Raw genomic sequence first — 20,455 nt, forward strand, 5'->3', positions numbered from 1 at the left:
GTGTTCGACTATCGATGCGAAAGGGCGGCCCGGAGTGATCCGACCCGCCCTTTCGCGTGGAAGTGATCGATCAGTCAAGACCGATAGCGGCATCAGCGACCGCTGCAGCCACCGCGTCGGCCACTCGGGGGTCGAGAGGGCTGGGGATGACATACTCGGGGCTCAGATCCGGCTCCGCGAGGTCTGCCAGCGCACGAGCCGCCGCGATCTTCATCTCGAGCGTGATGCGCGTGGCCCCTGAATCGAGCGCTCCCCGGAAGATGCCCGGGAACGCGAGCACATTGTTGATCTGGTTGGGGTAGTCGCTGCGACCGGTCGCCACGACGCGCGCGTAGTCCGCCGCGACATCCGGGTCGACCTCTGGCGTCGGGTTCGAGAGAGCGAACACGATGGCGTCGTCCGACATGCCTTCGAGCCACTCTGTCGGCACCTGGGCGGAGGACACACCGATGAAGACGTCGGCACCGACGAGTGCGTCTTGCAGCGTGCCAGTGCGCCCGTCGGGGTTCGTGAGCGCGGCGTAGTCGGCCTTGATGCCATCGAGTCCGGGTCGGTCGCGGTGGATGATTCCACGCGAGTCGACCAGAACCACGTGCTCGACGCCCGCAGCAAGAAGGATGTTCGCGCACGCGATGCCGGCGGCGCCGGCGCCCGAGATCACGACACGGAGGCTGCTGAGCTCGCGTTCGACGACCTTCGTGGCCCCGAACAGCGCGGCAAGCACCACGACCGCGGTGCCGTGCTGGTCGTCATGCATGACCGGCATGTCGAGTGCTTCGATCAGGCGCCGTTCGATCTCGAAGCAGCGAGGAGCCGAGATGTCCTCGAGGTTCACTGCGCCGAAGGTGTGTCGCAGGCGAACGACCGTGTCGACGATCTCATCGACATCGTGTGTGTCGAGCACGATCGGAATCGAGTCGAGGCCCGAGAACGCCTTGAACAACGCCGCCTTTCCCTCCATGACGGGCAGCGACGCGGCTGGGCCGATGTCTCCGAGGCCGAGCACGGCGCTGCCGTCGCTGACCACCGCGACGAGGCGCCCCGTCCAGGTGTACCGCTTCGCGAGTCCGGGCTCGGCCGCAATGGCTCGGCTGACCTCGGCCACGCCAGGGGTGTAGGCGATCGACAGGTCGCGGATCGAGTTCAGTTCGACACGGCTGAGCGCAGTGAGCTTGCCGCCCTCGTGCGCTTCGAACACCTCCTCGAGCGAGGGTCGCGTGGCTGGGCCGGAAGTCGTGGTCTGGGGCATGGGAAGCCTCTCCGATAAGGGGTCGTCGACGGACGGCGACGATCGTCGTCGTGCGGCTGAAGCGACAGCGAGGCGGGAGCTCTCACGAGATGGCGCCTTGTTCGGCGGCTTGACTCGGAGGACAGGACGGGATGGGGTCACGCCTGGTCGCGAGACGGATGATCTCAGGGTGTGGAAGCATCCGTCGTTGTGCCTGCCGTCAAGCGTAACTGCCGGCATGCTACGACTTCCGTGTGGCCCAACACGAAAGAATCCCGATTCTTTTGCACTCCGCAACACCGCGCCTCAACGGGCAGTCGGTTCTGACGGCTGGGGCGAAGCGAATGGGCCGCCAGCGAAGGCGGCGGCGTGTACGGCGCCTTCGCGGGTGCGCCGCCGCTTGTGCCGCGCACAGAGAGCGCCGGAAGCCGGGCCTGAGAAGCGAATGGGCCGGCTGATACGCCGGGTTCTGTTCACATCAGCCGTGAGGCGGATGCTGGACGGCCATCTCTCTCGGAACTGCGTTGCCGCAGCCCTCTAGCGGTCTACCCGGGGACTCGGCGAGCCGCCTCATCGTCCCCTGTCTGACCTTGCTCCGGGCGAGGTTTACCCAGCGAGCCCGATCACTCGGGCCCCTGGTGGTCTCTTACACCACCGTTTCACCCTTACCGCCGGCCGGGGCCGGAGGCGGTCTGCTCTCTGTTGCACTTTCTCGCGGATTGCTCCGGGTGGGTGTTACCCACCGCCCTGCTCTACGGAGCCCGGACGTTCCTCGGCGATCTCTCGATCGACGCGGCCGTCTTGCCGACCCATTCGCGGACCCAGTCTAGTGACGTCGCTTCAGATGGGGCTGTCACCCGGTCCGGCCCGAGCTCAGCGGCACGGTCCATCCGGCAGCAAGGGCGGCGGAACCCATGATGCCGGCGTTGTTGCGCAGGCTCGCTGCGACGATGGGAGTGCGAAGGGTGAGCAATGGCAGGAACTCCTCGGCCTGCTTGGACACGCCGCCTCCCACCACGAAGAGCTCGGGGGAGAAGAGCATCTCGAGATGGTCGTAGTAGCGCTGCAGCCGCACTGCCCACTCCTCCCAGCTGAGGCCTTCGCTCTCCCGTGCGCGGTTGGAGGCGCGCTTCTCGGCGTCGTGACCATCGAGTTCGAGGTGCCCCAGCTCCGAGTTCGGCACGAGAACGCCGTTGTAGATCATCGCTGACCCGATGCCGGTGCCGAGGGTGGTCACGATGACGAGGCCGGGGTGGTTCGCGACGCCGTACTTGACCTCGGCGAACCCAGCAGCATCCGCATCGTTCACGAAATGGATGTCGCGGCCCAGGTGGTCTTCGAAGAGGCGTTCAGCCTCGAGACCGATCCACTCGTGGCTCACGTTCGCTGCCGACATGGTGCGACCATGCACCACGACCGCTGGGAAGCAGACCCCGAGCGGGGTGGCGCGATCCGCCTCGAGCTGTTCGACGAGTCCGACCACCTCGCGCACGATCGCTCCGGGGGATCCGCCCTCCGGGGTTGCGACCTTGAGACGCTCCGAGACCAGTTCGCCGGTCTCGAGGTCGACCGACGCAGCCTTGATCCCCGTGCCGCCGACGTCGACACCGATCGCTCTGGTCATCCCCTCGCTCCTTCTGTCGTCGAGCGCTGCGCTCTCAGCGGAGTGCTCCGCGTCAGGGGAGCGTCAGCACCTCGACGCCTCGTTCCCCGACAACCAGTGTGTGCTCGAACTGCGCGGTGATGCTCTTGTCTCGAGTGACGACGGTCCAGCCGTCGTCCCACATATCCCATTCATGGGTGCCGAGCGTGAGCATCGGCTCGATCGTGAAGATCATGCCGGGTTCGATCACCGTGTCGAATGCCGGAGCTGCGTCGTAGTGCGGAATCACGAGTCCGGTGTGGAATGCGCGCCCCACACCGTGCCCGGTGAAGTCGCGCACCACGCCGTAGCCGAAGCGTTTGGCGTAGCTCTCGATCGCCCGCCCGATCACGTTGATCTGGCGTCCGGGCGCGACCGCCTTCATGCCCCGCTGCAGGGCGGTGCGCGTGCGCTCTACGAGTTCGCCGACCTCAGCCTTCGGCTCGCCGACCGTGAACGTCGCATTGAGATCGCCATGGACACCGTTCTTGTAGGCCGTGATGTCGATATTGATGATGTCGCCCTCTTCGAGGACGGTGTCATCGGGGATGCCGTGGCAGATGACCTCGTTCACTGAGGTGCAGATGCTCTTGGGGAACCCGCGATAGCCGAGGCACGACGGGTAGGCGTCCTGGCCCACCACGAACTCGTGGCCGATCTCGTCGAGCTCGTCGGTGGTCACGCCGGGCCTGATCGCGGCAGCGACGGCCTCGATCGCCTGGGCGGCGATGCGGCCTGACTCACGAACGAGTTCGATCTCCTCCGAGCTGTAGCGGTCGCCGCCGCCGTAGGCCTCAGGTGCAGGCCTCCCGACATAGCTCGGGCGGTCGATCGACGATGGTACGGTCCGCCGGGGGGAGATCCGCCCGGGGATGAGGTGTCCGTTCTTATCCCTGGGCATACGATCGAGTCTACCGAGCAAGGAGAAGCACGATGGCTGAGTTCTGGTACAACACCCGCACCCACGAAGTCGAGGAGGGCAAGCTCTCGCCGTCGGTGGATCGGGCGGGACCGTTCGAGACAGCCGAGGAAGCGGCCCGTGCTCCGGAGATCATCGCTGAGCGCTCTCGCCGCTGGGCCGCCGAGGAGGCCGCGGAAGACGCCGAGTGACGCTCCGCGGCGCTCCGAGCGGGGAGGAGCCGTCTAGATGACGCCCTGTGCGAGCATCGCGTCGGCGACGCGCACGAAGGCGGCGCAGTTCGCGCCCACCACGTAGTCGCCCGGGCTCCCGTAGCGCTCAGCGGCCTCGAAGGCGGCCTGGTGCACGTCGACCATGATCTCGTGCAGGCGGTCTTCGCTCTCGTTGAAGCCCCACCGCTGCCGCGAGGCGTTCTGGCTCATCTCGAGCGCTGACGTCGCAACGCCGCCAGCGTTGGCCGCCTTGCCAGGTGCGAAGAGCACGTCGTTCGACTGGAACACGCGCACGGCGCCCGGTGTCGACGGCATATTCGCGCCCTCTGCGACTGCGATGACGCCGTTCTCGACGAGCGACGAGGCGCTGTCGGCATCCAGTTCGTTCTGAGTCGCGCTCGGAAAGGCGAGTTGTGCCGGAACTTCCCACACATTGCCGCCCTTGACGAATTCGGCGCGAGGGTTACGGGTCGCGTACTCGGAGATCCGGCCGCGCTCGACCTCCTTGATCTGCCGAAGCAGTTCGAGGTCGATGCCCGCCTCGTCGATGACGAAGCCGGAGGAGTCGGATGCCGTGATCGGGCGAGCTCCGAGCTCCTGCAGCTTCTTGATCGTGTAGATCGCGACGTTGCCCGAACCCGAGACGACCGAGGTCATCCCATCGAGCTGCATGCCGCGAGTGGCGAGCATCTCCTTCGCGAAGTAGACCGCGCCGTAGCCGGTCGCTTCGGTGCGCACCTGGGCGCCGCCCCACAGCACGCCCTTGCCGGTGAACATGCCCGACTCGTGACGGTTGGTGATCTTGCGATACTGGCCGAACAGGTAGCCGATCTCGCGGGTTCCGACCCCGATGTCGCCTGCCGGAACGTCGGTGTGCTCTCCGAGGTGCCGGTAGAGCTCCGTCATGAAGCTCTGGCAGAACCGCATCACTTCGCGTTCGCTGCGGCCGTGGGGGTCGAAGTCGGAGCCGCCCTTCGCGCCGCCGATGCCCTGGCCGGTGAGTGCGTTCTTGAAGATCTGCTCGAACCCGAGGAACTTGATGACGCTGAGGTTCACGCTGGGGTGGAACCGCAGGCCGCCCTTGTAGGGACCGAGCGCCGAGTTGAACTGCACCCGGAATCCGCGGTTGACCTGCACCTTGCCGTTGTCGTCGACCCACGGCACGCGGAAGATCACCTGCCGCTCCGGCTCGACGAGCGCTTCGAGCACGCCCGCCTCGGTGTATTCGGGGTGCTGGTCGATGACGGGCCCGAGCGATTCGAGCACTTCGTACAGGGCCTGGTGGAATTCCGGTTCGCCGGGGTTGCGCGAGTAGGCAGTCTCGTAGACGTCGAGCAGTGCGGGATGGGTCAAGGACATGATCTGCCTTACTTCAGCGGCGCGAGGAGCGCTGGTCAGTCGTCGTAGGAATGCTCGGGGCCGGGGTACGCCCCGGTCGCCACATCTTCGCGAAAGGCGTGCACCGCGTCGGTCAAGATGCCTTTGAGATCGGCGTACTGCTTGACGAACTTCGGGATGCGCCCCGTAGACAGCCCTGCCCAATCGGTCCAGACCAGGAGCTGCCCGTCTGCGTGAGGGCCGGCTCCGACACTGATGGTGGGGATACGCAGCTCTTCGGTCACGCGGCGAGCCGCATCCGAACTTACCATCTCGAGGACCACCGCAAACGCACCCGCCTGCTCAACGGCACGCGCGTCTCGCAGCAGTTGCTCCACCTGCTCGCCCCGGCCTTGCACGAGGTGCCCTCCGAGGCCGTGCTCGCTCTGCGGAGTGAAACCGATGTGAGCCATGACGGGGATGCCTGCTTGAACGATGCGCCGGATCTGCTCCGCGCTGCGTTCGCCGCCCTCGAGCTTGACGGCGTGAGCCTGGGTCTCCTTCATGAATCGGAAGGCGGTGTGCAGCGCCTCGTCCGCGCTCGTCTCATAGCTGCCGAAGGGAAGGTCGGCGATGACGAACGCGCGCTGCACGGCATTCGCGACGGCGCGGGTCAGCGGAATGAGCTCATCGACCGTGACCGGCAGCGTGGTGTCGAACCCGAGCACGTTATTGCCCGCGGAATCGCCCACCAGGATGAAGTCGATGCCGGCGGCGTCGAAGATCTGGGCGGTGAGCTGGTCGTAGCTCGTGAGCCCGGTGATCTTGATCCCTTCGCGCTTGGCGTTCTGGAAATGGCGCGTTCGTACCCGCTTGGGCGGCTGCTGGGTCATGCAGCACACCCTACTGCGACGGACGATACGTGATCGGAAGCCTGCGATCCCTACCGAAGGCGACGGCGCTGATCTTGGGGCCGATCGCGCCCTGTCGACGCTTCCACTCGCTGTGGTCGACGAGCCGCACCACATCCGAGACGACCCCGGCGTCGTATCCGAGCGCGACGATCTCATCCACGCCGAGATTGCGGGTCACGTATGCGTCGAGGATCGGGTCGAGCACCTCATACGGCGGCAGAGAGTCCTGATCAGTCTGGTCGGGCCGCAACTCGGCGCTCGGCGGTTTCGTGATGCTGTTCTCCGGGATGGGCGGTGTGCGGCCGTGCGCGGCGGCGTGCTCGTTGCGCCAGGTGGCGAGCTTCCAGACCAGGCTCTTCGGCACGTCGCGGATCGGGGCGAATCCGCCGGCGGAGTCTCCGTAGATGGTCGAGTAGCCCACAGAGATCTCGCTCTTGTTCCCGGTCGTCAGCAGGAGATGACCGTGCATGTTCGACGCAGCCATCAGCACGATCGCGCGCACCCGCGCCTGCAGGTTCTCGGCGGCCACCCCGCTGAGCTTCAGCTGCTGCTCGATGGGGGAGACCAGGTCGGCGATGGGCTCGACCGAGTACCGGATGCCGACGCGTTCGGCCAGCTCGTCGGCATCCGTTCGAGAGTGCTCGCTCGAGTACCGGCTGGGCAGCGAGATGGCGTGGACGCGGTCGGCCCCGATGGCGTCGGCCGCGATTACGGCACAGACGGCTGAGTCGATGCCGCCCGACAGCCCCAGCACCACCGAGGGGAACCGGTTCTTGTTCACGTAGTCGCGTGTGCCGAGCACGAGCGCGTTCCAGACCTGCTGCTCGACCGGCCCCGGCTCGTTGATCGTCGGCTCGAGGACGTCGCCGCCGACGGTACGCGGTTCGAGCGTGACGGTCGCCGGGGGAGCGTCTGCGGCCGCTTCGACGACGTCGATATCGGTGACGAGCACGTGCTCCTCGAACTGGGGCGCACGGGCGACGACGGTGCCCGAGGCGTCGACCACCAGGCTGTCGCCGTCGAAGACCAGGTCGTCTTGACCGCCGACGATGTTCACGTACGCCAGCGACGCGTTCGCCTCCCTCGCGCGCTGCTGCACGAGCGGTAGCCGCACCTGCTGCTTGTCGCGTTCGAAGGGCGACGCATTGATGGTCAGGACCAACCCGGGCTTGGCGTTCTTGAGTTCCGCCACCGGTCCGGCGTCACGCCAGAGGTCCTCGCAGATCAGCACGGCGACGCGGCATCCGCCGATGTCGAGCACGACGTGGTCGCGGCCAGGAATGAACGTGCGGTACTCGTCGAAGACCGCGTAGTTCGGAAGGTGATGCTTGGCGTAGCGCGCCTGCACTCGGCCGTGCTGCAGCACGCTCGCGGCATTCTGTGCGATTGCGCTCGGCGTGCGGTCGCCCGCGAGCCCTGACGCTTCGTGGGGGCCGTCAGGGTGCCCGACAATGACGATCAGCTCACCGAGACCGCGCTCCGTCAGCCGCACGGCGAGTTCCTCCACCTGCTGCCGACACGCACGCAAGAAGGAGGCGCGGCCGGCGAGATCCTCGATCGGATAGCCGGAGAGCGCGCACTCGCCGACGGCGAGCACCTGCGCGCCCTGTTCAGCCGCTCGCTGGGCGGCATCGAGGATGCGGTCGGAATTCCCTTCGAGGTCTCCGAGCACCGGGTTCAACTGGGCTAGTGCGACGCGCAGGCGGGGCATACGAAGTACCCTAATAGCGCTGGGGAGGGCTCCCCAGGGGTGGTCGACGAGGAGCCAGATGGACAAGCAACGCGACTTCGTGCTTCGAACGATCGAGGAACGTGGTGTGAAGTTCGTCCGGCTCTGGTTCACCGACGTGCTCGGCACCTTGAAGAGCGTCGCGATCGCACCGGCCGAGGTGGAGGGCGCCTTCAACGAGGGCATCGGCATCGACGGGTCAGCCATCGAGGGGCTCACCAGGTCGTACGAGGCCGATGTGCTCGTGCAGCCCGACCCTGCGACGTTCCAGATCCTGCCCTGGCGCGGCGAAGTCGACGCCACCGCGCGCATGTTCTGCGACGTGCTCACGCCTGACGGGCAGCCCGCCGTCGCCGACCCGCGCAACGTGCTCAAGCGAGTGCTCGCGAAGGCGGCCGATCAGGGCTTCAGCTTCTACACGCATCCGGAGATCGAGTTCTATCTGCTGAAGTCGAGCGAACTCGTCGACGGACGGCCCGTGCCGGTGGACCAGGCCGGCTACTTCGACAATGTGCCGGGCGGCACAGCGCACGACTTCCGTCGCCAGTCGGTGCGGATGCTGGAGGATCTCGGCATCTCGGTCGAGTTCAGCCACCACGAGGTCGGCCCCGGGCAGAACGAGATCGATCTGCGCTACGCCGACGCGCTGACCACCGCCGACAACATCATGACGTTCCGAGCCGTGATCAAGGAGGTGGCCATCGAGCAGGGCGTGTACGCCACGTTCATGCCGAAGCCGCTCGCCGGTCACCCCGGCTCCGGCATGCACACGCACATGTCGCTCTTCGAAGGCGACACCAACGCATTCCACGAACCCGGCGCGCAGTACCAGCTCTCCCGCATCGGGCGGCAGTTCATCGCGGGCCTGCTCACGCACGCTCCCGAGATCACGGCGGTCACGAACCAGTTCGTGAACTCGTACAAGCGGCTCTGGGGCGGCGATGAGGCCCCCAGCTATGTCGTGTGGGGGCACAACAACCGGTCGGCGCTCGTGCGCGTTCCGCTCTACAAGCCGGGCAAGGGCACCAGTGCGCGGGTCGAGTACCGCGCCATCGACTCTGCAGCGAATCCCTACCTCGCCTATGCGCTGCTGCTTGCCGCGGGGCTCAAGGGCATCGAGGAGGGCTACGAGCTGCCGCCTGAGGCGGTCGAAGACGTGTGGAGCATGACGGATGCCGAGCGCCGCGCCCTCGGCTACAAGCCGCTGCCGGCGAGCCTCGACCGTGCCGTCGCGCTGATGGAGGAATCCGAACTCGTCGCCGAGACGCTCGGCGAGCGGGTCTTCAACTACGTGCTGCTCAACAAGCGCAAGGACTGGGCCGACTACCGCGACCAGGTGACGCCGTACGAGCTCGAGAAGAACCTGTCGCTGCTCTGAGCCGAGTCGATTCGGAGCCCCAGCACGATGTCTCGCACCCCGAGCACGCTCGCTGAACTCGCGCGGCTGGGGTTCACCGAGCTCTCTGCTGCGCGCGACCGCCTGCACGAGTTGCCACACGAATCGGTGCCGCTGTTCGCGGGCGCTGCAGACCCCGATCAGGCGCTCCGCGAACTGGAGCAGCTGCGCGACAAGGACCCTGAGACGTTCGACCGGCTGCTCGCCGATGAGCAGGCAGCGGCGAGGCTCATCCGAGTGCTCGGCGCCTCCAGCGGGCTCGCGCAGTTCCTCATGCGGCATCCCGAGCATGCCGAAGTGCTGTTCGACGCCCATGGCCCCCGCAGCCAGATCGAATACGAGACCGAGTTCACCGCAGCCGCTGCCGAGGCGACGGGCATCGCGGCACAGGATGCGCTGAGGGTCGCCTATCGACGTGCGGTTCTCTCGCTCGCAGCGTGGGACCTCGAGCAGGCAGATCCGAGAGATGCCGTAGAGCCCGTCGCAGCCGCGCTGGCCGATCTCGCCGGAGCGGCGCTGCACGTCGCACTGCAGCTGGCCCGGCGCGATTCGCGGGCGGCACCCGAAGCCCTCGCGGCAACCTCCCTGGCGATCATCGGCATGGGCAAGGCGGGCGGCCGGGAGCTCAACTACCTGAGCGACGTCGATGTGATCTTCGTCGCCGAGCGCCGCGATGACGCGATCGACGACACGCGGATGCTGTCGATCGCGACGTCGCTCGCACGATCCGCCATCGCCATCATCAGCGAGCCATCGGTCGAACCGCCGCTGTGGGAGGTCGACGCGAACCTCCGTCCCGAGGGCAAGGACGGCGCGCTCGTGCGGACCCTCGAATCGCACCTGGCGTACTACGAGCGCTGGGCCAAGATCTGGGAGTTCCAGGCGCTGCTGAAGGCGCGGCCGCTGGCAGGGGATGCCGACCTCGGCAGGCGCTACGTCGAGACCCTCGCGCCCCTCGTCTGGGCGAGTGCTGGTCGTGAGGGCTTTGTGGCTTCGGTACAGGGCATGCGGGAGCGCGTGACCGAGCATGTGCCGAGCGAGCAGCGCGATGTGCAGTTGAAGCTCGGCCCGGGTGGGCTTCGCGATATCGAGTTCACCGTGCAGTTGCTGCAGTTGGTGCACGGGCAGTACGACGGCGGCATCCGCCAGGGCTCGACGCTCTCGGCCCTCGCGGCGCTTGCGGAGGGTGGGTACGTGGGGCGGGCGGAGGCAGTGGAGTTCTCCGAGGACTACCGGCTGCTCCGACTGCTGGAGCACAGACTGCAGTTGGCGAAGCTGCAGCGCACGCACCTCATGCCGACCGATGCCGAGGCGCTCCGCGTGCTCGCACGGGCCACCGGCGTGTTCGCCAATGCCGACGAGCTGATCGCCGCGTGGGAACGGGTGAAGCGAGCGGTGCGCTCGTTGCATCTTCGGCTGTTCTATCGACCGCTGCTGTCGGCCGTGGCCGCGCTGCCGGAGGAAGGCGCGGCGCTCTCCGGCGAGCAGGCGGCAGCTCGTCTCGCGGTGATCGGGTTCGTTGACCCGGTCGGGGCGTTGCGCCACATCGCGGCGCTCACGGCCGGCGTCTCGCGACGCGCCGCGATCCAACGCACGCTCCTGCCGGTCATGCTCGAGTGGCTCTCTGAGGGCGCCGACCCAGACCACGGACTGCTCGCCTTCCGCAGGATCAGCGAAGACCTCGGCGAGGCGTACTGGTACCTGCGGATGCTGCGCGATTCGACCGCCGCGGCGCACCGCCTCGCGCAGGTGCTCTCAGGGTCGCGCTACGCCACGAGACTGCTCGAGCGAACGCCGGATGCCGCCGCATGGCTCGAGAACGACAGCGAGCTTCGCCCCCGCGCCGCGCAGTCGCTGCTCGACGAAGCGCTGGCCACCACCGCGAGGCACGAGTCGTCTGGGGCGGCCGTGAACGCCCTTCGCGCCGCTCGACGAAGAGAGATGCTCAGGGTGGCCCTGGCCTCGTTGCTCGGCGTGATCAGCACGAAGGAGGTGGGCCGCGCGATCGCTGACATCAACACCGCGTTCTTGCAGGGCGCACTCGCGAGCGCCAGGCGCGGTGTCGACGGCATCCAGTTCGCGGTGATCGCCATGGGTCGGTTCGGCGGGGCAGAGCTGGGCTTCGGGTCGGACGCCGATGTGATGTACGTGTATCGCTCGGAAGTCTCCGGCAGCGGTGACGGAGCGGACGGCCCCGGCAGCCGCCGAATGGCGGAGCGACTGGTGCGCGCGCTTGTCGAGGCGAGCGACGACTTGCGCTTGCCGCTCGACCTCGACGCATCACTGCGACCAGAAGGGAAGAACGGCCCCATCGTCCGCTCGCTCGACTCGTATCGTGCGTACTACGCGCGCTGGTCGCTCACCTGGGAGGCTCAGGCGCTGCTGCGCGCCCGTGGCGTCGCAGGAGACCAGGAGTTGATCGACGACTTCGAGGCTCTCGCAGACGAGGTTCGCTACCCGGCGCGACTGACGGAGCACGAGGTGCGCGAGGTGAAGCGCGTGAAGGCTCGTGTGGAGGCGGAGCGCCTTCCGCAGGCGGCAGACCCGTCGCGTCACTTGAAGCTCGGCCGCGGATCGCTCAGCGATGTGGAATGGTTCGTGCAGTTGCTGCAACTCCAGTACGGGCACGGGCTCCCCGCGCTTCGCACGACCAGCACGCTCGATGCCCTCAGCGCGGCTCTTGACGCGCGTCTCGTGCAGCACGCCGATGCCGACGTGCTCCGTGATGCCTGGATGATCGCCACCCGCGCGCGGTCGGCCACGACCCTCTGGAGCGGGGCCGCATCCGACATCCTGCCCATCGACTGGAATGAGCTCGAGGGTGTGGCTCGCGTCATGGGGTACCCGCCTGGCCACGCGGCAGAGCTCGAGCACGACTATCTGCGCGCCACCCGGCTCGCCCGCCGCGTCTTCGAGCGGGAGTTCTACGGCGAGTGACTGGTCCGCGGTTCAGCGGTCAGGGTCGCCATGACGGCGGCCGGAGCCACCCTGCCGCCATCGTGAGCACCGGGAGTGCGCGATTCAGCCACCAGGCCAGGAACACGCCGGCGACGCACATGGCGAGCACTGCGCCCGCGAGCACATCCGTGGGGTAGTGCAGCCCCAGATACATGCGCGAGTAGGCGACGACCGCGACGAACAGAACGCACGCGGGCGAGACGATCGTCGATCGCCGACGGTGGTCGCGTGCAAGCACCAGGATGCCGATGCTGAGCGCCGTGGCGAACCCCACGTGTCCGCTCGGATACGCGGTGGAGCTCACGAGGTCGGCATGCGAGTGCCAGTTGTCGAGCACGTCAGGACGGGCGCGCTGCACGAGGAGCTTCACCAGTTCACCGGTCCGCCAGGAGACGAGCACGGTGAGCGCGAAGGTGGCAGCGCGAGCGATGTCGCGCGTCGCTGCCGCGACGGCGGTCGCGACGGCAATCGTGATCGCGAGTGCGGGTGCTGGATCGAACACGGCGTCGATCGCCAAGGCAACGGCATCGGGCACGGGCCGATGCTGGGGAATCAGCGCCCCGAGAACTCGGCTCTCCGCCCGGCTCCACTCTGAACTCGTCGCCACAGCGATCCCGAACCACACCACGACGGCGATTCCGGCGATCGATGCGACGACCAAGGGCATGCCGGCCCCGCCACTGAGGCGGCGGAGCGGGCGCAGCGGATCGGGCCTGGCTGGCACGGTGCGCCGCTGTGCGTCGCTCATGCGCGAATGCTACGCGCCCCTACTGGTCATGCCGGCGCGCGCGACCGCTCTCCAAGGCGCGCGATTGGGACCCTCGATGTGGGGGCCGTGCGGGGGCGATTGCGATCCGTATCGTTGAAAGGTTCCCGAAAACCCGATTGAGGACGAATGACAGACCCGCGACCCCGCACCCGAGTCAAGCTCACCACCATCCAGTGGGTGACGCTTCCGATCGTAGGGCTTCTCCTGCTGACAGCAGCGTTATCCACAGGGGTCGGCGGCCTTCTGATCATGCTGGGCCTGATCGGCGCAGGCTTCGCGGTCTATGCACTCGTGACGGGGCGCAAGACTTGGCTGCGCTTGCCGTCGAGGAAGCTCGCCGCCGGCGCGCTCGTCGGTGCCTTCTTCGTGACAGGTCTCGGAAGCTCGGTGTACGCGGCGACTCATCCTCGCGCGCCGACGCCTCAGGCAGCTCCGGTCGTCGAAACCGAACCGGATGTCGAGCCCGCAGAGCAAGCCGACCCCGGACTCGAGTTCACCGACGAGGCGCCTGCCGACCCCGCCACGGCGAAGAGCCCGGCCGAAGAGGCGCAGACCGTCGCCGATGCATCCGTTACGAACGGTACTGCGCTCGAACTGCTGGCGTCGTTGCCGGTGAAGGGCCGCGCGCCGAAGACCGGGTACGACCGCGAGGCCCGGTTCGGTGACGGTTGGCTCGACGTCGATCGCAATGGCTGCGACACGCGCAACGACATGCTCGCGCGGGATCTGACCGATGTAGTCCGGGAGGGGCCGTGCAAGGTAATGGCGGGCACGCTCGTCTCGCCGTACACCGCGCAGACGGTGTCGTTCGTGAGGGGGAACACCACCTCGACCCTCGTGCAGATCGACCATGTAGTGGCGTTGTCGGACGCCTGGCAGAAGGGCGCCCAGCAGCTCACGCAGGCGCAGCGCGTCTCGTTCGCGAACGACCCCCTGAACCTCCTCGCGGTCGACGGCGCATCGAATGCCCAGAAGCGCGACGGTGATGCTGCTACCTGGCTTCCCGCGAACAAGTCGTTCCGCTGCGCGTACGTGGCGCGTCAGATCTCGGTCAAGGCGACCTACGGGCTCTGGGTGACGCAAGCGGAGAAGGACGCCATGGCACGCGTGCTCAGCGCGTGCCCGAACGAGCCTGGCGTCACCTCCACGTTCGCACCGGTCCCCGTCGTGGCAGCGCCGGCTCCCGCGGAGCCCCCACCTTCCCCGGCCCCTGCCGAGCCTGCACCCGCCCCGGCTCCCGCGCCGGCGCCAGCACCCGCCCCGGCTCCCGCCGACGTCTACTACAAGAACTGTTCCGCAGCTCGTGCGGCGGGCGCTGCACCCGTCTATTCAGGCGATCCTGGGTACGGCAAGCACCTCGACCGGGACGGCGACGGCATCGCCTGCGAGTAGCGGCGACCCTCTCAGGGAACGGCCGGTGCCGCAAGGATCGATCTTCCCGGCGCCGGTCGAATCCTCCTCGGCACCCTGCCGACGACAGAGCCCGCCCGGGCGATCGCCGGGCGGGCTCTGTCGTTGATTCCGCGGACCGCGCTGTTGCGGTCAGCTCGACGCGGCTCCGAGGAGCTCGGTCGTCACACGCCGTAGTACAGCTCGTACTCCTCGCGCGTGATTGTCGCGTGTTGTGCGTGACTGACTTCCGCGAGATTCCGCGGGTTTCGCGGTTGTGGGTAATTGCGGGTGATAGCGCTGTTTCGACGCTCTTGCGGACTCTTTGCGGACTCGATTCGAGACATCAACGACGGGAATGCTTCTCCGGTAGGGCCGCAATGTACGCGTCGAGGTCGTCTTTGCGGAACTTCACGCGCTTCTGATTCCCGACTGGGGTGATCTCGCCCATGGCGCGGAGCTCGTCGACGTCGCGGAGGGAACCGCTGATGTAGTACGCCGCGATCTCCCGGGTCATCAGTGCGGGCGGAAACTGGTACTGAATAATCACCCGATCCAGTCAATCGGGATTCCTGGCGCCCGTCCGCTGCGCGGCTTGCTCGGTCTAGAACTGCCATCCCATGTCGAGCCGCCGAGCCTGGTCGCGGTTGTCCTTGTTGACGACCAACTTCGCTTCGCTGTTGGCGATCTCTTGCACCCAGCCGAACAACGTGCCGTCCATGTAGATCGGGCGGTCGCTGCTCCCTCGGCCGAGAGCCGCGCGCACGCGTTCCAGTTGAGGACCACCGAGCGGGAGGACCGCTTCGTCGTAGCGGCCTTCACCGACGACGGCCGCCACACCGCCAGGGGTAGCCTCAACGACACCGCCGAGGGCGAGGCGGGGCAGCTTCCCGATACGGAAATCGATCGCCCCGCCCGTGATGTCGGAAAGGAACCCGCCCATCCCGTTCAGTCCGTCGATGAACCCGTTGATCCCGTCGATGATGAAGTTCACGAACGCCTTGAACCCGGTCTCGATACCCCGCCAAATACCGGCGAAGAAATCCCCCAACCCACCGAACACGGTCGTGAAAATGTCACCCACAACGCGGATCGCGGGGGCCATGATCTTCGTGAAGTACGGCACCACAATGTTCTGCACCAGCCAGGTGATGACCCCGCCGACGAACGTCAGGATCGCGGCGATGGTTTCGAGGACGGGGGCGAGCGCGGTACCGATGATCTGCACGACCGTGATCAGGATCGGGGCGAACGCGTCCATCAGGATCCCCACCACGGGCAGCAGGGCCTGCGCGATCGCGAGGATCGGCGGGATGATCGCCTCGAAAATCGAGAACAGCGGGTCCAGCAAGGACAGCACCACACTGACCACCGGCATCAGCAGATCCAGTGCGGACACCAGCACGTCGGCAATGATCCCCGCGATGACGAGCACGACCGGCATCATCCGTTCGAAAACGCCTGCCAGCCGTCCGAGGATGTCGGCCACGACCGGGATAACAGCCAGCAGCACCCCGCCGAGGACTTCACCGATCTTCGCGAACACCTCAGCGACGATGGGCAGGTAAGAGGCGAGGGCACCCGCGAAGACCTCCGCGATCTGCCCGAGCGGGGCCACCAGTTGCGGCAGCAGCGGGCCGAGCAGTTTGAAGACCGCACCGAGCGGTGTCAGGTATCCGAGGAGTTCCCCCAGGCCACCGCTGAACAGGGGCTTGAACGCGTCGAAGAGAGCCCGCGCGCCCAGACCCACGGTCTCCATGAACCCGGCAAGGCCAGACGACGTGACGTCGCGTCCTCCGGCTTTGAATGCCTCGAACATGGCGCGGAACCCGCCGGTGACCTCGGAGACGGCCTGGCCGATCTTCACGAACGTGCTGAGGAACGGGCCAAGCGCGAGCGTGTCGACATCGCCGTCGAACGTCATGCCTTCCTTGAGCGCCCGGAACCCCGTGGACAAGCGTTCGATCACAGGGCCGACCTTGTCGGTCATCGTGTCGAGCGCTCGGGTGATCGCGGAGAGCGCCGGCTGCACGAGCGGGAAGATGTCCTGTAGGACTCGCTCGCCGAGCCTGTTGATCGCGGCCATCATGTTGGCGAACGCGCCGCGAGTGGATTCACCAGCCTTGAGCGCGGCCCCGCCAATGTTCTCTTCGATGACCCGGTTGAAGGTCTCGGCGTCGACCTTCCCCTGCGACACCATCTTCGACATCTCTGCCGCTGTGACGCCGTACTCGTCAGCGAGCCACTGCAGGATCGGTATGCCGCGGTCTTGGAGTTGGTTGAGGTTCTCCGTCATGGCGCGGCCGTTGGCCTGCACCTTGTTCATGATGGAGCCCATCTCATCCATCGAGACGCCGGCGATCGTTGCTGCATCAGCGGTGAGACGGAGGTACTTCTCGAGTTCCTGCCCCGGCTTGATCCCAGCGGCGACAGCGGACGCGGCGACCGTCGCGGCGGTGTCGAGACCGAACGCGGTGCCCTTCACCGCGGCAAGGGCGGAGCCCATGATCGTTTCGACGTTCGCCGTCGAGTGACCGAGGCCTTCCAGCTTCTTGGTGGCGTCCTCGATCTTGAGCATCCGCTCGAACCCGCCCTTGATGGCGAGCCCGGTGAGCGCGGCCGCTGCGCCAGCCGCCGCGAGAGCGGCTCCCTTGGCCAGCTTGCCGATCTTCCCGAAGACCGACGTGCCCTTCTTCTCCGCAGTCGAGAAGCTGCCGTCGAGATCCTTCTCGATGTTCCGCTTGACGCCAGTCGTCGTTGGGACGATCTCGACAAACAGAGTCGCTTGTGCCATGGGGTTCCTCCTGAGGAGTGCCCCACGGCAACTGGGGCTTGGTGATGTGTTGAGTTAGCGGCGCGGTTACAGTCCGACGAACTGGCGCTGGTAGACCTTCAGAGCCTTCGTGAACCGCGCTCGAGCAGCGGTGTTCTGCTTTCCTGCGAAGACCGCGTCGACCATGTCGAGCAGCGCGAGCGTGCAGGCGCGCAAGGTCGCTGGGTCATCGATCTGGTCGAGGATGGCTGGCCGCTCTTCGGCCTTCGCGAGCGCCGTGACCACAGCGGCATGTCGAGCGGTCATCTCGGTGAGTACGTCATCGACAGTCACCAACGACTCATTCCTTCCCGAGTCGCCTTGCGAGTCGATCGAACTGGTCTTCTCGCTTCTGAGGTCCTCGCACGAGCGAGGTGAGCATCGTGACACTCAAGGCGATGATCAACAGTCCGACTGCGATCGCTCCGATCCAGGAGACGATGTCCCACGGGTTCATTCGGATGGTTCCTTTCGTCTTTGGGGCCCGTGAGGTGAAATCCCCCAGACCCGTACATAACTCGAATCACAGCAACTCCCCGCGCTCCAGGACCCCCGGGGGGAGGGGGTACCGGGGGTGCTCTGCGGTGAATGAGTCGCGGCCACTGCTTGCCACTTGGGGAGGAGGGCCCCCAAGCAGTGACCGCGACAGCTTTGGCACCGGTCAGCCGGCTGGTGTGAGGGAGATCTTCTGGATCGCGGCTTCGTGCGGGAACACCCAGCCGACACGGAGCGTGGCGCGGATGCCGACACGATCACTGGCGAAGTACGCGGATCGGTCGACGTCGAGGGTCACGTCCTTGCGGAGTGCCACGAGTGAGAGCGCGGTTGGGATGCCCCAGATGGTGCCTTCGGTGACGGCGGGTGAGACGAGCAGCGGGACGCCAGCGACCCTGCGGACCCCGGGGAGCGTGGGGTCGGGCTGGAGGAGGTCCCGGTTGGAGCCAGTGGTCTCCTTCACCTGGGCAAGGGCGAGAGCGTCGGCCGGGTGGGCGATGAACGCGTTGACGGTAGCGCCGACTGATTCGGCCTCGTAGACCGCTTCGGTGAACGGGTCCACGTTCGCCCAGTCTGCTGGGCCAGTGATGGCGTTCACGTTCGCGAGATCCTCGAGCCCTGCGGGCTGGTTCGCGTTGACCACGGGCGGGGGGCCTTCGTCGGTGACGTTGGTGCCGAAGAATGCGGCGTCGATCTTGCGGGCGATGTCGCGGGCGAGTCCTGCGCCGACGATGCCTGCGGCTTCGGGGCTGGAGTCGTCGGCGAGTTCGCTGGTGATGATGGTGAGCCCGGCGAGCTTCTTGTACTCGGCGACCGCTTCGTCGAGAACCGCGTCGCTCGCGGTGATGTCGGCTCCTTCGGCGGTCCATGCCGCGGCGGGATCGGCGGCGACGATGGGGACTCGGAACTTGTGGCTTGGGTCGGTGTGGATCACGGTCGCGACTTGCAGCGCGATCGATCCCTTCTGGACCGGGACGGTGATGAGTTGGCCGATCTGCTCGGGCTTGAACGCCAGCGCAGCGGATGCGGTTGACATTGACATGAGGGACGCTCCTTGGGTGAGGTGGCTGCTTGCGCTGCTCGGGAGGCCCTGCCTCAACCGTGCGTGCTCACCTGGAGCTTCTTGCTGAGCTGTGCCGGCACCTGGCCGGTGTTACTGCTCATCAGCAGTTTACCGGCCAGGTGCGACATTCTCAGGCTTCCCGCGCCGTGATCGCGGCACTCCATGACAGCTCTTCGGCTGGCTCGACGGCGATCACGTCACCGGTGGTGCCTTGGCCGTCAGCGGAGGGCGCGGCGGGGAGCTTGGGGATACCGAGCATGTCCCGGGTCGCGCCGATCGCGGCGTGCACAGCGTCACGGTTGATCGTGCCGTCATCGTTCAGGAGCGACTCGAGCTCCACACCAGTCGCCCACACTGCCGCGGGCTTGAGGTTGGCCTGCTGAACCATGTCGTCGACGAGCCCGCGCCGCATGTTGCTGAGCTCGTCGCGCAGCTGGTCGCGCTCCTTCTCGACTTCACGCAACTGGGTTCGGTATTTCGCCGCTTCACGGTTCCCGGACACGGTGCCGGCGTCGTCTGTGTCAGCGGATCTGTCGAGGTCGTTGTCCGTAGCCATCGTGGGATCTCTCTTTCTCTAGTTCGGCGAGCATCGCGGCAGCGTGCCCGCATTCAGGTGTGGGGAACCGTCCGCACGCGTCGCAGCGCCAACGGATGCCCCCGGATGCGGCGTAGCGCACTCGGACGATGAGGACCGCGCCGGGTAGTGCGATGAACGCGGCACGGTTACGGCCGCCCTTCACACCGATCAGATGCACCTCGAGCGGGAGGTCGGTCATAGCGCTTGAGGTGGTCATGCTGCCTCCCGGTCACGGGCGCAGCGCGCGCACTCGAACTTGTCATTCGCCGGGTAGTCGGGATGCAGTGCACAGCGCCCGTTCACCGTCGGGGTACGTCGAGGCTCAAGCGACATGCAGTCGTAGCAGCGCGGCACGAAGGCTTCACCGACATGCCGATCGCACAGTTCGCGATTGTCTCTATGGGCCATCACGCAGCCCTCACCGCAGCATGAGCACGATCCGCCTTCTCACAAGGCAGAGGATCACCACACACCGAGCAACCCCACGCAGCAGCAGAACCCGGAATCGGTGCGACATCCCACGTCAGCGCCGAACCTGAACCCGTGCTTGTCCTTGCCTGGCCTTCCTGTCCTGTCCTTGCCTGTGTAGACCCCCGGGACACGTCCCCGGGATTGTCCCCGGGACTAGGTGAGAAGCCCGCGGGCTCAGCGCCGTCGTTCTTTGCGCGTTGCCGGGCCTTCTTCTCCCGCTCTCGACGCCTGACATTCTCGAGCGCCTCGAACTCTGACCTAGTCGTTTGTGTGGCCTGATAGTCGACCATCTGCCACCCACCCGGCACCTCGGCCCACAGGCCTGCTGCAACGAGCGGAGCGATGCTGCTACGGCTCACGCGGGGGATGAACTCGAGGTCGTCTGCGGTGAGGAACCCGTCCGTGCGGTTCTCAACCATCCACGTGCCGGCCGTGACGAACGTCTTGAACGCGTCGCCTGTGAGGGTCATAACGCGGCGGTCGTTCAACCACCGACCTGTGAACCTGAAGTCGCTCACAGCATCACCCCCTTTCGGTATGAGGGGCCGACCCGAACGAGTCGGC

At 66.7% G+C, this 20,455-nt stretch carries 18 protein-coding genes and 1 other RNA gene; 4 read left to right on the plus strand and 15 right to left on the minus strand.

Annotated features, from left to right (window positions below):
* Positions 1 to 70: 70 nt before the first annotated feature.
* From QF206_RS03235 to map, 4 genes are all read right to left on the minus strand, one after another.
* Positions 71 to 1,249, minus strand: a complete 1,179-nt coding sequence (locus tag QF206_RS03235; protein ID WP_281487751.1) for an NAD(P)-dependent malic enzyme — start codon at positions 1,247 to 1,249, stop codon at positions 71 to 73.
* A gap of 421 nt (positions 1,250 to 1,670) precedes the next feature.
* An RNA gene (gene rnpB, locus QF206_RS03240) (RNase P RNA component class A) lies at positions 1,671 to 2,040 on the minus strand.
* 41 nt (positions 2,041 to 2,081) lie between these two features.
* Entirely contained in the window at positions 2,082 to 2,852 is a 771-nt protein-coding gene (gene ppgK / locus QF206_RS03245) for a polyphosphate--glucose phosphotransferase (protein WP_281487752.1), read from the minus strand.
* Between the two features lie 52 nt (positions 2,853 to 2,904).
* Positions 2,905 to 3,771 carry a type I methionyl aminopeptidase gene (gene map, locus QF206_RS03250; RefSeq protein WP_281487753.1) on the minus strand — a complete coding sequence of 289 codons (867 nt, stop codon included), beginning with the start codon at positions 3,769 to 3,771 and terminating at the stop codon, positions 2,905 to 2,907.
* A gap of 32 nt (positions 3,772 to 3,803) precedes the next feature.
* Here map and QF206_RS03255 point away from each other — a divergent pair, with 32 nt between their 5' ends.
* Positions 3,804 to 3,980 (plus strand): SPOR domain-containing protein, encoded by a 177-nt coding sequence (locus QF206_RS03255; RefSeq protein WP_281487754.1) that lies wholly within the window; start codon positions 3,804 to 3,806, stop codon positions 3,978 to 3,980.
* Positions 3,981 to 4,013: 33 nt separating this feature from the next.
* Here the strand turns inward: QF206_RS03255 and gdhA are convergent, their stop codons facing one another.
* From gdhA to QF206_RS03270, 3 genes are read right to left on the minus strand one after another with little or no spacing between them, the layout of a single operon-like run.
* On the minus strand, positions 4,014 to 5,360 hold the full coding sequence (gdhA, locus tag QF206_RS03260) for an NADP-specific glutamate dehydrogenase (protein ID WP_281487755.1): 1,347 nt from the start codon (positions 5,358 to 5,360) through the stop codon (positions 4,014 to 4,016).
* Positions 5,361 to 5,395: 35 nt separating this feature from the next.
* Complete coding sequence (gene panB, locus QF206_RS03265; protein WP_281487756.1) at positions 5,396 to 6,211, minus strand: 3-methyl-2-oxobutanoate hydroxymethyltransferase; 816 nt, start codon at positions 6,209 to 6,211, stop codon at positions 5,396 to 5,398.
* Positions 6,212 to 6,221: 10 nt separating this feature from the next.
* A complete protein-coding gene (locus tag QF206_RS03270; RefSeq protein WP_281487757.1) occupies positions 6,222 to 7,943 on the minus strand; it encodes an NAD+ synthase in 1,722 nt (573 codons plus the stop codon).
* 58 nt (positions 7,944 to 8,001) lie between these two features.
* On the opposite strand from QF206_RS03270, the gene QF206_RS03275 reads away from it, so the two are divergent.
* Entirely contained in the window at positions 8,002 to 9,339 is a 1,338-nt protein-coding gene (locus QF206_RS03275; RefSeq protein WP_281487758.1) for a glutamine synthetase family protein, read from the plus strand.
* Between the two features lie 27 nt (positions 9,340 to 9,366).
* On the plus strand, positions 9,367 to 12,294 hold the full coding sequence (locus QF206_RS03280) for a bifunctional [glutamine synthetase] adenylyltransferase/[glutamine synthetase]-adenylyl-L-tyrosine phosphorylase (protein WP_281487759.1): 2,928 nt from the start codon (positions 9,367 to 9,369) through the stop codon (positions 12,292 to 12,294).
* Between the two features lie 19 nt (positions 12,295 to 12,313).
* Here QF206_RS03280 and QF206_RS03285 read toward each other — a convergent pair whose 3' ends face one another.
* Complete coding sequence (locus QF206_RS03285) at positions 12,314 to 13,063, minus strand: phosphatase PAP2 family protein (RefSeq protein WP_281487760.1); 750 nt, start codon at positions 13,061 to 13,063, stop codon at positions 12,314 to 12,316.
* Positions 13,064 to 13,210: 147 nt separating this feature from the next.
* Here QF206_RS03285 and QF206_RS03290 point away from each other — a divergent pair, with 147 nt between their 5' ends.
* Positions 13,211 to 14,476 (plus strand): GmrSD restriction endonuclease domain-containing protein, encoded by a 1,266-nt coding sequence (locus tag QF206_RS03290; RefSeq protein ID WP_281487761.1) that lies wholly within the window; start codon positions 13,211 to 13,213, stop codon positions 14,474 to 14,476.
* Between the two features lie 343 nt (positions 14,477 to 14,819).
* Here the strand turns inward: QF206_RS03290 and QF206_RS03295 are convergent, their stop codons facing one another.
* The 7 genes from QF206_RS03295 to QF206_RS03325 form a co-directional block, all read right to left on the minus strand.
* Positions 14,820 to 15,023 (minus strand): hypothetical protein, encoded by a 204-nt coding sequence (locus QF206_RS03295; protein ID WP_281487762.1) that lies wholly within the window; start codon positions 15,021 to 15,023, stop codon positions 14,820 to 14,822.
* A gap of 54 nt (positions 15,024 to 15,077) precedes the next feature.
* Positions 15,078 to 17,267 (minus strand): tape measure protein, encoded by a 2,190-nt coding sequence (locus QF206_RS03300; protein ID WP_281487763.1) that lies wholly within the window; start codon positions 17,265 to 17,267, stop codon positions 15,078 to 15,080.
* Between the two features lie 66 nt (positions 17,268 to 17,333).
* Positions 17,334 to 17,579, minus strand: coding sequence for a hypothetical protein (locus QF206_RS03305; protein WP_281487764.1), 246 nt, complete (start codon positions 17,577 to 17,579; stop codon positions 17,334 to 17,336).
* A 7-nt stretch (positions 17,580 to 17,586) separates the two neighbouring features.
* Positions 17,587 to 17,742: a hypothetical protein gene (locus QF206_RS03310; protein WP_281487765.1), complete on the minus strand. Its 156-nt coding sequence runs from the start codon at positions 17,740 to 17,742 to the stop codon at positions 17,587 to 17,589.
* Between the two features lie 204 nt (positions 17,743 to 17,946).
* Entirely contained in the window at positions 17,947 to 18,879 is a 933-nt protein-coding gene (locus tag QF206_RS03315; RefSeq protein ID WP_281487766.1) for a phage major capsid protein, read from the minus strand.
* A 94-nt stretch (positions 18,880 to 18,973) separates the two neighbouring features.
* Positions 18,974 to 19,399, minus strand: coding sequence for a hypothetical protein (locus QF206_RS03320; RefSeq protein ID WP_281487767.1), 426 nt, complete (start codon positions 19,397 to 19,399; stop codon positions 18,974 to 18,976).
* Positions 19,400 to 19,827: 428 nt separating this feature from the next.
* Entirely contained in the window at positions 19,828 to 20,409 is a 582-nt protein-coding gene (locus QF206_RS03325) for a hypothetical protein (RefSeq protein WP_281487768.1), read from the minus strand.
* Positions 20,410 to 20,455 lie beyond the last annotated feature (46 nt).

The organism is Ruicaihuangia caeni, assembly GCF_029952955.1.
In the GTDB taxonomy this organism is placed as follows: Bacteria; Actinomycetota; Actinomycetes; order Actinomycetales; family Microbacteriaceae; genus Ruicaihuangia; species Ruicaihuangia caeni.